The following is an 11,480-nucleotide window of genomic DNA, read 5'->3' on the forward strand; positions in this document are numbered from 1 at the left end:
TGCGAAGGTGTGCCATGCCCCTGAGTCATCCCCGTCGCTCGGCCCTCTCCGAGCAGGTCATCGCCGAGCTGCGCAACCAGATCACCTCGGGCGAGTGGCCGGTCGGCTCGCGGATCCCGACCGAGCCCGAGCTGGTCGAGCAGCTGGGTGTGGCCCGCAACACGGTCCGCGAGGCCGTCCGCGCCCTCGCGCACAACGGGCTGCTGGCCATCCGGCAGGGTTCGGGAACGTACGTCGTGGCGACCAGTGAGCTGGCGGGCGTGATGCACCGGCGATTCGCGGGCGCCGACCCCCGGCACATCGCCGAGCTGCGGTCCAACCTGGAGTCGGGGGCGGCACGGCTGGCGGCCGAGCGGCGCACGGAGAAGGACCTCAAGCAGCTGGACGCGCTGCTCTCGCGTCGTGAGGAGGCCTGGCAGTCGGGGGACGCGGAGGCCTTCGTGGCGGCCGACGCGACCTTCCATCTCGCGGTGGTGGCCGCCTCCCACAACGACGTCATGACCGCGCTCCACGCCGACCTGGGCGAGGTGCTGCGGGACTGGTTGCGCGAGGACGTCGGCGACGAGCTGACGCCGGAGACGTACATGGACCACACGCGGCTGATGGACGCGATCCGCGCGGGCGACGCGGAGACGGCCGCGGCGGAGGCGGCCGGCTATCCCTTGTCCTGCCGCCCGGGCCGGATCACCGGGACCGCCTGACCGGCCTGCCGGTGATCATCCGTTCACCTTCTGGTGGGTGACCCAGGCCCTGCCGACCTCCTTCCAGCAGCGCCCGGTGAGCCGTACCGTCCGGGCGGGGCCGGCGTCGACGGGGGTGCCGTCGGTGTCGAGGTCCCACCAGCGCGCGCACTCGATGTGCAGGGTGACGCGGTCGGTGTCGGCGTAGGGGTTGTGGCAATGGGCGACGACATGGGAGCCGTCGACGGTGGTGCGGCACTCCGCGCCGAAGGGTTCGGGGTGCTCGTGGGGCAGCGCCTCATGGGGCGCGCAGAGCACGAGCGCGACGGCGGCGGTGACGGGGGCGAGAGCACGGAACAGACGCACAAGGGAACCTCCTCGGCAGAGCTGGGGAGGGCGGCGCGTGGGTGAACGCGCACTTCATAGTGCCTGTTCGCGGGCGTGTCCCGCCCGGCCGGATAGGCCGGACGGGTGACACGGAAAAGGTGGCGTCAGGCGCCGATGGCGTGCAGACCGCCGTCGACGTGGACGATCTCGCCGGTGGTCTTCGGGAACCAGTCGCTCAGCAGGGCGACGACACCGCGGCCGGCCGGCTCGGGGTCCTTGAGGTCCCACTCCAGCGGGGAACGGTTGTCCCAGACGGAGGCCAGCTCGTCGAAGCCCGGGATGGACTTGGCGGCCATCGAGGCGAGCGGGCCCGCGGAGACCAGGTTGCAGCGGATGTTCTGCTTGCCCAGGTCGCGCGCGATGTAGCGGCTGGTGGCCTCCAGGGCGGCCTTGGCCGGGCCCATCCAGTCGTACTGCGGCCAGGCGAAGGACGCGTCGAAGGTGAGGCCGACGACCGAGCCGCCGTTCTGCATCAGCGGCAGGCAGGCCATGGTCAGCGACTTCAGCGAGAACGCCGAGACGTGCATGGCGGTGGCGACGGACTCGAACGGCGTGTTGAGGAAGTTGCCGCCGAGCGCGTCCTGCGGCGCGAAGCCGATGGAGTGCACGACGCCGTCGAGGCCGCCGAGCTCCTCGCCGACGACGTCGGCCAGGCGGGCCAGGTGCTCGGCGTTGGTCACGTCGAGCTCGATGACCTTGGTGGGCTTGGGCAGCTTCCTGGCGATGCGCTCGGTCAGCGTGGGCCGCGGGAACGCGGTCAGGATGATCTCGGCGCCCTGCTCCTGGGCCAGCTTGGCGGTGTGGAACGCGATGGAGGACTCCATCAGCACACCGGTGATCAGGACGCGCTTGCCCTCGAGAATTCCGCTCATGGTGATCAGTGACCCATTCCCAGTCCGCCGTCAACGGGGATGACGGCTCCAGTGATGTACGAGGCGTCGTCCGAGGCGAGGAACCGCACCGTCGCGGCGATCTCCTCCGGCTGCGCGTACCGGCCGAGCGGGACCTGCTTCACGATGTTCTCGCGCTGCTCGTCGGTGAGCACCTTGGTCATGTCGGTGTCCACGAAGCCGGGTGCGACGACGTTGAAGGTGATGTTGCGCGAGCCCAGCTCACGGGCGAGGGAGCGCGCGAAGCCGACCAGGCCGGCCTTGGAGGCGGCGTAGTTGGCCTGGCCGGGACCGCCGAAGAGGCCGACGACCGAGGAGATCAGGACGACCCGGCCCTTCTTGGCGCGCAGCATGCCGCGGTTGGCGCGCTTGACGACGCGGAAGGTGCCGGTGAGGTTGGTGTCGACGACCGAGGTGAAGTCCTCCTCGGACATGCGCATCAGGAGCTGGTCCTTGGTGATGCCGGCGTTGGCGATCAGGACCTCGACGGGGCCGTGCGCCTCCTCGACCTCCTTGTAGGCCTGCTCCACCTGCTCGGGGTCGGTGATGTCGCACTTGACGGCCAGGCAGCCCAAGTCGGTGAGTGCCTGCGGCGGTTCGCCAGAACGGTATGTGATCGCGACCTTGTCGCCGGCGTCGGCGAACGCGCGGGCGATGGCGAGGCCGATGCCCCGGTTTCCTCCGGTGACGAGAACCGAGCGGCTCAACGGATCACCCTTTCCATAGGGATCTGACACACCTGCCCGGGACCTGGACGGCAGGCGGCTTCCCTCGAAACCTATCGGTCCGGCGTACCGGGTGCCGAAGCCGGGGGTGACAGGGCCACGGGGCGCTGTCTGTAGGGTTTCCACAGACAGCCCCCCGTCGTCGGACGCAGGCCGAGCGGCCTCAGTCCGCCATTCCGGGGGCATGGACGGACAGGCCCTCGGCACGGGCCACCTCGAGCATCTTGCGGTCGTACGTCACGAGTGCGGTCAGATCGTCACGCAGGGACAGTGCGCTGGCCACATGGATCGCGTCCAGTGTTCTCAGGCGCCCGACCAGTACGGCCGCGCCGTCACGCACCTCTCGGGTGAGGAGGATCTCCGTGATCCGCGCATCGAGGTCGTCCATCGCCTTCGGGAAGTGCCCCATGAGATCCAGGGTCCGTACGGTCTCCACGAAGCCGAGCGTGCTCGCGGCGAGGGGCTCGGTGACTCGCTGATCGAGGAAGGCGTCCAGGTCGGCCCAGTGATTGCGGCGGGTCATCCATGTGACCAGCGCCGAGGTATCCATGTAGATCAACGGTCGTCCGCCTCGCGCTCGGCCAGGAGCAGCGCCACGGGGTCGGCGTCCTCCCGTACCTCGTAGTGCGGCATGCTGTGCCGGTCGGCAGCCGTGACCGGCTTCAGCTTGATCTTTCCTTGCGCCACCAGGTGCGCATACCGCTCCATGGGCCCGCCGGCCGGCGACAGTATCGCGATCACGTTCCCGTGCCGGGTGACCTGGATCGCTTCGCCCTTTTCGACGCGGGCGAAGACAGCGCTCGGGTTGTACGAGAACTCGCGTACGGAAATGGTGCTCACAGCCAACTCCCTCAGTCCCGGTCGAGCCTTGTGCCTACGTCTACACAATTGTACCTACAACCGAGCGCCCACTGACTATGGCATTCACCCGATCGCGGGATTTCCGCAGCACTTCTTGTACTTGCGCTCCGAACCGCACCAGCAGGGCCCGTTGCGGGCCGGCGGCCAGTCGACGGACTGCCCCTTGCGAGCCAGTTCGGCCGCGTACCCGGAGCGAGCGGCCGACGTGTCGGGGGATCCGCCCTTCTCGTCCACATGCGCCTCCAGCCCGCTCACCGTGGACCGCCCGACTGCCAGGTGTACGGCGCCCTGGTCCGACAGTTCGCGCAGGGTGCGTTCGACCTGCCGGAGGTGGTCGAGGTGGTTGTCGCCGTACGCGTCCACGACCGGCGGCCAGCGTTCCAGGAGCTGCGCGAACTCGTCCGGCGGCCAGAACAGGACGCACGTCTTCAGCGGCCCTGTGGTCGCTCCTCCCTCTTCGTACAGTTCCGCAGCGAGCTGCTCGATCTCGGCCTGCAATGCGGTGGGGTCTCCCTCAGCCAGCCTTTTCCGGCGGAGCGGGTCGTGCAGTTCGTCCAGCGGGCGCACCCGGCCGACCACGGGCGACGCGCGCCGCTCGTGCAGTTCGTCGGCCACGTCGTCCCAGTCGTCGTGGGGCTCACCGAGCTGGCGCCGCACGCGGTGGCGGCCGATGAGGAGCTGCTTCAGGCCGAACGAGTCACGGAAGTCCTCAACCACGTCCGCCGTCACCGGAGCGCCGGCGCCGAGGGCGTGCGTGACGCCGGTCGTGTACCACTCAGCGCTCGTCGCCGTCTCGTCCGCGCACTCGAAGATCTCGGCGACGAGGCTCCATGCCTCCGCGTCCCTGGGGTGCCGCGCGCGGAACGAGGAGGCCGCGGCGCGGCCCTCGTCCTCGCGGCCCGCGTCCCACAGTGTGTGGATGCGCCACGCGTCGACCACGTCCGGCTCCTGGCAACCGCCCGACTCCGGGTCGAGCAGTCGCTCGTAGAGTGCCAGGGCACGGTCGTGTTCTCCCGCGCTCCGCCAGGCGTCGGCGGCTTCGCGGAGCAGTTCCTCCCTGTCCTCGGGGTACTGCTCCGCCAGGCGCTCGCATTCCTCGGCGTCCTGAGCGGGAGTGAGGGCCACACGAGCCACCTGGCGGGGGACGGAGGCGCGACGGGTTTTCTTGTTCTTGCCGGATACGCGGCGCTTGCTGGCCATGAACTCACCGTAGTGCGGCCTGGGTCGGCACCACCGGGGAACCGTGAGTGATCACCCGTCCGAGCAGTACGCCGGACCGGCTCCGGGACCCCACCGGCGCCTCCCGCCCGTCACACGGCGCGCGCCGTGCGCGCCGCGTCGACGGACTCCGCGAGGGCCTCGACGGCCGCAGCGAGTTCCCGCCAGGGGCGGGACAGGTCGACGACGTGTCTGAAGAGCCTCAACCTCCCCTCCCCCACCGGCACTTCGACGACTCCTTCGCTCCCCGAGGCGTACACGAGGTGCCCCTCGCCGAGGCCGAGACGCATGCAGTACGCCGTCATCTGGTACAGGTCGCCCCGCTGCGGCTTGGTCTTGAACTTGGCGTCGACGACGGCGGCCGGGCGCTGGACGCCGTCATGTGGTGAGGGCAGGTAGTGCACGAGGTCCGGCTTGAGCGGGTGCCGGCCCGCCGCGTCGAGGAAGTGGCTGCGGTCCTGGGGCTCAGGCCGGCCCCCGACACGATGGCGCAGTGCCTCGCCGACCGCCCGGGCGAGGTAGGCCTCGAAGAGCCGCCACATGACGACGAGCATGCCGTCGACGGCGAGGTAGCGGCTGTCGCCGAATTCGTACGAGCCTCCGCGCAGGACGAGTTCGGCCAGGACGAGAGCGTGGGAGTAGCGGGCGTTGCGGCGACCGGGGGTCCACTGGGGCGGGCGGGCTCCCGAGGGCAGGAGGGTCACGCCCTCGAGGCGGGCGGTGAGCCGTTGCAGGGCGGCCCGGAGGCCGGGGTCAAGGCTGGGGACACGGAGGAGACGGCGCGCGGCGGCGAGGAGGAGGCGGTTCTCCGGTATGTCGGGGGTGTGGTCGTCGTAGACGACTTCCAGGGGGACCGGGACGCCGGGCCGACGGCGGATCTGGTCGGCGTGGCGGATGCGCCCGCGTACGACGGGCAGGGTGTCGTACGTCTCCCGGTAGTCGTGGAGGACGCCCTGGCTCAGGGCGTGTCCGGCGGCCGAGACGAAGGCGTGGCCGAGGGCCGGCAGGAGGTCGGGGCGGGGTTCGGCGGTGACGGGGCGGGGGTCGAACCGGACGCGGTCGGGGGCGTAGGCGACGAGGTGAAGGAGGCGGTCGACGGGCACCTTGGGGGTGATGGTCAGCTGTACGGTGCCCTCGCCCGAGCCCAGCCGTACGGAGCCGACGCGGTCCTTCGCCTTCAGTCTCCAACGGGTCGCGTTCTCGGGGTGCAGGGCGAGCAGCTCCGGGTGGTCCGCGAGCGTCGCCAGCTGGGGCGGTGTGAGGTCCCGGACGGTCCAGCCGCCGCCCTCCTTCAGCTCGATGGGCCTCGCAAGGTCGCCGCACCGATGGGAGCGGGTGTGGCGGAGGTTCACGAGTCGGCCGGGTCGTCGGTGCCGTCGGCGGTGGGCGGCTGGATGCCGAGCCGGTCGCGCAGGGTGTCGAGCGCGTACACCGTCTCCACCTCCACGCCACTGCCCCAGTGGTGCTCGGTGAGGAGCGGGATGATCTGGGTGCGCCACAGGCGTTCGAGGGCGCCGTCGCCGTTGTGGGCGAGGTCCTGCATGAAGTACGACGGCCCGACGCGGAAGGAACGGTCCGCGGGGTTGTCCTCCGCGAGCATCCGGTTGACCTCGTCGAGGAGCCGGGCATAGGAGTCGTCGGCGGTGGCCGGGTCCTCACCGCGTTCCTCCGCCCGCCCGCGGAGCCACGCCTCCAGTACTCCGGACACCGGCGGTGTGTCGGGGTGGAGTTCGACGAAGGAGAAGCGGCGGCGCATGGCCGCGTCCATGTAGGCCACGGAGCGGTCGACGGTGTTCATGGTGCCCAGGATGTGGAGGTTGGGCGGGAGGCGGAAGCCCCGGCCGTCGTCGGAGCCGTAGAGGAGGTGGACGCGCTCTTCGCGGTACTCCAGAAGGAAGTACAGCTCGCCGAAGATCTTGGCCAGGTGGCCGCGGTTGATCTCGTCGATGACGAGGACGAACACCTCGGCAGGGCGCCGTTCCGCCTCGTCGGCGAGCTTGCGCAGCGGCCCTCGGACGAGGTCGTAGCCGAGACCGCCGCCGCCGTCCTCGCCCGCGTCCTTCCCGCCACTCAGGCGCGGGCGGATGCCCTCGAAGAAGTCCTCGTAGGCATAGGCGGGGTGGAACTGTACGAGCCGTACGTTCGTCGCGGCGGAGGCGCCGGCCAGGTGGCGGGCCAGGGCGAGGGCGATGTACGTCTTGCCGGTGCCGGGCGGCCCGTGGAAGATCAGCTGCGGGGTGGCGCGGAGGAGTTCGACGCAGTCCTGGAGCCAGTTGGGGTCGGGCATGTTGAGTTTGGCGGCGAGCTCGGCGGTGGCATCGGGCAGCACGGCCGGGCCCTTGGGCACGCGCGGGGTCCGAGGCATGTCCTCGGTGAGGGCGAGGACCGTCTCGGCGTAGTCGGTGGCCTCCAGGACCTGTGAGTCCGCGTCCTGGACCACCCCGGACAGGCCGGAGGGCAGGTCCTTGAAGAAGTCCAGGGGCTTGTCGAGGTTGCGCCACTCGACGGGCCGCGACAGCTGGTCCGCGGTGTGGGAGGCCGGGCCGTTCACGACTCCGACGTAGGTGTCGAAGCCGTCGGTGGAGAGCACGATGTCACCCGGGCGCATCCGGTTGAGGAAGGCGTCCAGTTCCCTGGCGACGGCCTCACGACGAGTCGGGGCGGTGGCGGGCAGGGCCGCCTCGACGACTCGGCGGACGCCGGTCAGGTCGTGGCCGCCGACTCCGAACGGCAGGAGCCCTGTGTCCAAGGTGATCACGGACTCCTCGCGCCACAGCCCCCGAATGAGCGGTATACCGCTGGCCGCGTCCTTTCCCCGGATGATCCACAGCTGTCGGGGCAGCTCCGGTTCGGCGTCGCCCGCCTCGGCCGGCTGGCCGACCGCCGTGAGCGCGTCCCACACGGGCATCCGACGGTCGGGCAGGGCTCGTACGGTGTCCAGGCTGCTGCGGCCGGTGTCGAGCACACCCTCCTCGTCGAGGAGGGAACGCCAGAGGTCGCGCTCGTGGGGCCACAGCGGAAGACCGTCGCCCGCGACGCCGTCCTCCCCGAGCGCGAGGTACCAGCCGCGCGGGCGGTAACCGAGCAGGAAGGGAGCGAGGACACCGGGGTTCACGAGGAAGGCATCGGCCAGTTCCGTAAGGACCACCCAGTGACCGCTGTCGGGCAGCCTGTCCAGCGCGGTCACGGCGACGAGGCAGGCCTGCTTCTCCCTCTCCCACCTGCGGTACCGGCGGGAGGCCTCCCCATAGAAGTCGACCGGATCCGACCAGTCGTCGAGCGCGTCCCGGCCGAGCCCGGTCAGATACCAGCGACGCTGGCTCCTGTGCAGCCACCCCGCTTGCACGAGGTTGCCGGCGGACCGGTTCACGTAGTCCTTGAACGGGGTGTTGTTCTCCTGCGGGGACTCGTCGAGCGCCTGCCGCCACTCGTTCTCCAGCCGTGGCTCCCGGGCGAGCACTCTCCCCCACAGCTCCCCGTAGACCAGGCCGTCTTGTGGGGCGTCCTCGCGCAGGGCGACGGCGGCGGTGTGGAGGGCACGGGCGACGACGGTGGTGATGCTGGGCACGGCGTCCATTCTTCGCAGGGTACGGGTGCGGCCGTACGGCTCAGTCCAGGCCGACCGGAGTGGTCGGGGTGACCGGAATGTCGTCCGGTCCGTTCGTCTGTACGAGGAGCAGGTCGCCGACGGTCGCATCGCGCCCCAGGCCGAGGCTGGAGACCGGGACGGCCCCAGGGGCCTTGGCCGTGCCGACGGGCTGGAGGTGCAGTTCGCCCTCCGCGCCCTGGTAGGCGAGTACGGCCCAGACCTCGTCGTGGCCGATGCGGGAGACGACGCTCCTCAGCCGGTCGGGTAGCACCGCGCAGACGACGGTGAGCCGCTGGTGTTCCGTCCGGGGGATCGCGGCCATCCGCTCCAGGACGCCGGGCAGGGCCAGCGTGCCCTCCAAGAGCCGTTGGACGGTCTCGCGCTCTTGGTCCCGCTCGTCGCCGGTCTCGGCGGCGGTGAAGTGCACCAGGGGCAGGCCGTCGTCCAGGGTTCGCTGCCACTTCGGCAGCATGAAGTCGATGGCCAGAGCCTCGTCACGGGTGGGCGGGTGCACGTCGTCACCCTCGCCGAACTGGCCGAGCCAGGCGTTGACGTCCCCCCAGCGCCACACGGGTGATCGGCCCGTGATGCCCTCAGGGTCGGGGAAGGGTTGTTTGTCCTGCCGCCGCTCGCCGTTGACCCATTGTTGGACGTTTTGGCGGGAGCGCCCGACGCGCTCGGCGATGTCCGAGACGCCCACGAGGTCGGGGTCGGTACGCAGCAGCCGCAGCCGGGGCAGGGCCTTCCGGAGTCTTACGACGATGCGGTGCGCGGCGTCGATGGCGCTGGCTCCACTCTCGGAGACGTCCAGGAAATGCCGGCCTCGGTGACGGGTCAGCAACCCGTCGAAGGCCTCACTGACGATCCCGGCAGCCTCGTCGTCCTCGACACTGATCCCGTCCACGACGAAGTGGAACTCGTACTCCATCCCCATCACGCCCCAGCCCCCCATGCGTATGCCTGTTCGCTCTTCCTGGCTCCGCTACACCCGCGCCTTCCTTCCAGGGAACGCCCCCTGGCGCAAGCTTCGCCGACCCCGATCCCGTTGTCAATTGACAACGCCGCCACGCAGGGCGGCACGCGCGTCACCCGGCGGGAGCGGGCACCACTTCGCCTTGCGCTGGATACGGCGCGCCTCCTGGCCGGGATTCTTCGGCGTGCCGCCGACCCTGATCACCGTGCAGTGATCGTCGCAGGGGCAGTACAGCGTGCCCCAGTGGGCCTCCGACCGAAGGGTCCAGCCGTCGTCGACGAGCCGCTTGAGGACCGCCCTGACCTCCTTGCTCGGATGGTCCGCCGCCGCGATCTCGCGTCCGACCACGTACGCCTCCACAGCCGTCGCCCGTCGAAGAGTTGACCGTCAACTCCGAGAGAGCGATAAGCGTACCCGGCACCACCGACACAGACTCAAACCACAACTCACCAGGAACAGTGGGGCGTTGCGGAATATGATCGTCAACTTGGCGTGAAGCGGGTGTTTTTGGAGGTCAGCGCACACTCGGCCCATACGGTCTTGCCGGGCCCCGTACGGTCGGTGACACCCCACCGGACGGCGACCGCCGCCACGAGGAGCAGGCCTCTGCCACCCTCGGCGTCGGCGGTTCCGGGGGTGGGATCGTGGGGCTCCGGACGGCAGGGGTGGGTGTCGGAGACCTCGACGCGCACGACGTCCGCGACACGGTCGCAGCGCAGCCTGAGCTCGAAGTCGCGGCCGGGTACTCGCCCGTGCAGGACCGCGTTGGCGGCGAGTTCGGCGACGACGAGTTCGACGGCGTCGGAGGCGGGGCTGCCGTACGGGATGCCCCAGAGGTCGAGTTGGTGAACCGCGAGGCGACGGGCGAGGCGGGCACCGCGGCGGGTGGCGGAGAAACGCTGGGCGAACACACGTACGGTGACGGCCACTTGAGGGTGGGGGGCTTGCATGAGCTCAAGGTTTCAGCCGCTCAGGCCACACCAACAGGCACGACGCCCATACAGACGGCGTTGTATCAGTGCACACTCTGGACTGGGTGAGTCACACCCCGTGACCATGGCCTGGTTGCGGGGAGTTGACCGAGGACGTGAGCACGGGAGGCGTACGACGATGGCGGCGGGTGACGGCGGAAACTGCGGTACGAACAACGAAGTGGAAATCTCCGATGGTCTCAAGACCTTCGGGGCGGTTCTGAAGGCGCTACGGGAGGCCGGCGGGCTGACGCAGGAGGAGTTCGGGGGGCGGGTACGGTACTCCGCCGCGTACGTCGCCAAGATCGAGCAGGGCAAACGGTTCCCTCCGGGGGATCTGCCGTCGCGGTCGGAGGAGGTACTGGGGGCGGTCGGAGTCAAGGTGCTCACGGCGGCGGCGCGGAGCCTTCGCCGGAAGGCGGGGCTGGCGTCGTGGTTTCTTCAGTGGGCGGGGATCGAGGAGGAGGCGATCTCTCTGTATGCGTATGAGTGTCGGGCGGTTCCGGGGTTGTTGCAGACGGAGAGCTACATCCGCGCGGTGTTCGATTTGCGTCTGCCGCCCGTGACGGAGGAGCAGATCGAACGCGAGGTGGAAGCGCGGCTGGACCGTCAGCAGCTCATCACCAACAGGGCGAACACCGCCTTCAGTTTCATCATCGAGCAGAGCGTCCTGGAACGGCGGATGGGAGGCTCCGAGGTGACCAGGCAGGTCATCGATCACCTGCTTGACGTGGGCACCCGGCGCAACGTCGAGATCCAGATCATGCCCACCGTGCAGGAGGACCACTGCGGAATCGACGGTCAGATGTACCTGGCCGAGACACAGGCGCACCAATGGATCGGCTACACCGAGGGGCAACGGTCGAGCGTTCTGATCTCCGACCCCAAGGACGTCAGCGTCCTGCTCCAGCGCTATGGCAAGCTGCGTTCACAGGCCCTGGACTGCCGGGCTACGGTGAAGCTGCTGGAACAGATGCGAGGAGCGCTATGAGCATGACCGATGAGCTGAACTGGTTCAAGAGCAGCTACAGCGGCAGCGAGGGCGACAACTGCGTCGAGGTCGCCATGTGTCCCGAAGCTGTCCATATCCGCGACTCCAAGGACAAGGGGATCCGTCCTCTCGTCGTCACGCCGGCCACCTGGGCGGCTTTCACCGCACTCGCGGCTGGTTCGTCGCGGTAAGAGC

At 69.8% G+C, this 11,480-nt stretch carries 14 protein-coding genes; 3 read left to right on the forward strand and 11 right to left on the reverse strand.

Annotated elements, in window-relative coordinates; genetic code table 11:
* Positions 1 to 14: 14 nt before the first annotated feature.
* Positions 15 to 701 carry a FadR/GntR family transcriptional regulator gene (locus ACLZN2_RS32505; protein WP_416982982.1) on the forward strand — a complete coding sequence of 229 codons (687 nt, stop codon included), beginning with the start codon at positions 15 to 17 and terminating at the stop codon, positions 699 to 701.
* Positions 702 to 716: 15 nt separating this feature from the next.
* Here the strand turns inward: ACLZN2_RS32505 and ACLZN2_RS32510 are convergent, their stop codons facing one another.
* The 11 genes from ACLZN2_RS32510 to ACLZN2_RS32560 all read right to left on the reverse strand — a co-directional run bounded on the left by ACLZN2_RS32510 (position 717) and on the right by ACLZN2_RS32560 (position 10,273).
* Positions 717 to 1,046 carry a hypothetical protein gene (locus ACLZN2_RS32510; RefSeq protein ID WP_416982983.1) on the reverse strand — a complete coding sequence of 110 codons (330 nt, stop codon included), beginning with the start codon at positions 1,044 to 1,046 and terminating at the stop codon, positions 717 to 719.
* Positions 1,047 to 1,171: 125 nt separating this feature from the next.
* Positions 1,172 to 1,939: an enoyl-ACP reductase FabI gene (gene fabI / locus ACLZN2_RS32515; protein WP_416982984.1), complete on the reverse strand. Its 768-nt coding sequence runs from the start codon at positions 1,937 to 1,939 to the stop codon at positions 1,172 to 1,174.
* Positions 1,940 to 1,944: 5 nt separating this feature from the next.
* Positions 1,945 to 2,664 (reverse strand): 3-oxoacyl-[acyl-carrier-protein] reductase, encoded by a 720-nt coding sequence (fabG, locus tag ACLZN2_RS32520; RefSeq protein WP_416982985.1) that lies wholly within the window; start codon positions 2,662 to 2,664, stop codon positions 1,945 to 1,947.
* 181 nt (positions 2,665 to 2,845) lie between these two features.
* Positions 2,846 to 3,232, reverse strand: coding sequence for a type II toxin-antitoxin system VapC family toxin (locus tag ACLZN2_RS32525; RefSeq protein WP_416982986.1), 387 nt, complete (start codon positions 3,230 to 3,232; stop codon positions 2,846 to 2,848).
* A 5-nt stretch (positions 3,233 to 3,237) separates the two neighbouring features.
* Complete coding sequence (locus ACLZN2_RS32530; protein WP_416982987.1) at positions 3,238 to 3,522, reverse strand: type II toxin-antitoxin system Phd/YefM family antitoxin; 285 nt, start codon at positions 3,520 to 3,522, stop codon at positions 3,238 to 3,240.
* An 84-nt stretch (positions 3,523 to 3,606) separates the two neighbouring features.
* Positions 3,607 to 4,743, reverse strand: coding sequence for an SEC-C metal-binding domain-containing protein (locus ACLZN2_RS32535; protein WP_416982988.1), 1,137 nt, complete (start codon positions 4,741 to 4,743; stop codon positions 3,607 to 3,609).
* A gap of 110 nt (positions 4,744 to 4,853) precedes the next feature.
* On the reverse strand, positions 4,854 to 6,113 hold the full coding sequence (locus ACLZN2_RS32540) for an McrC family protein (RefSeq protein ID WP_416982989.1): 1,260 nt from the start codon (positions 6,111 to 6,113) through the stop codon (positions 4,854 to 4,856).
* Positions 6,110 to 8,338 (reverse strand): McrB family protein, encoded by a 2,229-nt coding sequence (locus ACLZN2_RS32545; protein WP_416982990.1) that lies wholly within the window; start codon positions 8,336 to 8,338, stop codon positions 6,110 to 6,112. The genes ACLZN2_RS32540 and ACLZN2_RS32545 overlap by 4 nt, the downstream gene beginning before the upstream one ends.
* A 31-nt stretch (positions 8,339 to 8,369) precedes the next feature.
* Positions 8,370 to 9,284, reverse strand: a complete 915-nt coding sequence (locus ACLZN2_RS32550) for a helix-turn-helix transcriptional regulator (protein ID WP_416983061.1) — start codon at positions 9,282 to 9,284, stop codon at positions 8,370 to 8,372.
* A 114-nt stretch (positions 9,285 to 9,398) separates the two neighbouring features.
* The gene (locus ACLZN2_RS32555) at positions 9,399 to 9,671 is read right to left on the reverse strand and encodes a hypothetical protein (RefSeq protein ID WP_416982991.1); all 273 of its coding nucleotides are present in this window, start codon (positions 9,669 to 9,671) and stop codon (positions 9,399 to 9,401) included.
* A 134-nt stretch (positions 9,672 to 9,805) separates the two neighbouring features.
* Positions 9,806 to 10,273 carry an ATP-binding protein gene (locus ACLZN2_RS32560; RefSeq protein WP_416982992.1) on the reverse strand — a complete coding sequence of 156 codons (468 nt, stop codon included), beginning with the start codon at positions 10,271 to 10,273 and terminating at the stop codon, positions 9,806 to 9,808.
* A gap of 160 nt (positions 10,274 to 10,433) precedes the next feature.
* Here ACLZN2_RS32560 and ACLZN2_RS32565 point away from each other — a divergent pair, with 160 nt between their 5' ends.
* Both ACLZN2_RS32565 and ACLZN2_RS32570 read left to right on the forward strand, forming a co-directional pair.
* Positions 10,434 to 11,285 (forward strand): helix-turn-helix domain-containing protein, encoded by an 852-nt coding sequence (locus ACLZN2_RS32565; RefSeq protein ID WP_416982993.1) that lies wholly within the window; start codon positions 10,434 to 10,436, stop codon positions 11,283 to 11,285.
* Between the two features lie 2 nt (positions 11,286 to 11,287).
* Positions 11,288 to 11,476, forward strand: coding sequence for a DUF397 domain-containing protein (locus ACLZN2_RS32570; protein WP_416983062.1), 189 nt, complete (start codon positions 11,288 to 11,290; stop codon positions 11,474 to 11,476).
* Positions 11,477 to 11,480 lie beyond the last annotated feature (4 nt).

This window comes from Streptomyces sp. T028, assembly GCF_048159505.1.
In the GTDB taxonomy this organism is placed as follows: Bacteria; Actinomycetota; Actinomycetes; order Streptomycetales; family Streptomycetaceae; genus Streptomyces.

What these genes read in the sequence shown, in the direction of transcription:
- ACLZN2_RS32505 (WP_416982982.1), top strand. Translation starts at nt 15, where the DNA reads ATGCCCCTGAGTCATCCCCGTCGCTCGGCCCTCTCCGAGCAGGTCATC.
- fabI (WP_416982984.1), bottom strand. Translation starts at nt 1,939, where the DNA reads ATGAGCGGAATTCTCGAGGGCAAGCGCGTCCTGATCACCGGTGTGCTG.
- ACLZN2_RS32525 (WP_416982986.1), bottom strand. Translation starts at nt 3,232, where the DNA reads ATGGATACCTCGGCGCTGGTCACATGGATGACCCGCCGCAATCACTGG.
- ACLZN2_RS32535 (WP_416982988.1), bottom strand. Translation starts at nt 4,743, where the DNA reads ATGGCCAGCAAGCGCCGCGTATCCGGCAAGAACAAGAAAACCCGTCGC.
- ACLZN2_RS32545 (WP_416982990.1), bottom strand. Translation starts at nt 8,338, where the DNA reads ATGGACGCCGTGCCCAGCATCACCACCGTCGTCGCCCGTGCCCTCCAC.
- ACLZN2_RS32550 (WP_416983061.1), bottom strand. Translation starts at nt 9,284, where the DNA reads ATGGGGATGGAGTACGAGTTCCACTTCGTCGTGGACGGGATCAGTGTC.
- ACLZN2_RS32560 (WP_416982992.1), bottom strand. Translation starts at nt 10,273, where the DNA reads ATGCAAGCCCCCCACCCTCAAGTGGCCGTCACCGTACGTGTGTTCGCC.
- ACLZN2_RS32565 (WP_416982993.1), top strand. Translation starts at nt 10,434, where the DNA reads ATGGCGGCGGGTGACGGCGGAAACTGCGGTACGAACAACGAAGTGGAA.
- ACLZN2_RS32570 (WP_416983062.1), top strand. Translation starts at nt 11,288, where the DNA reads ATGACCGATGAGCTGAACTGGTTCAAGAGCAGCTACAGCGGCAGCGAG.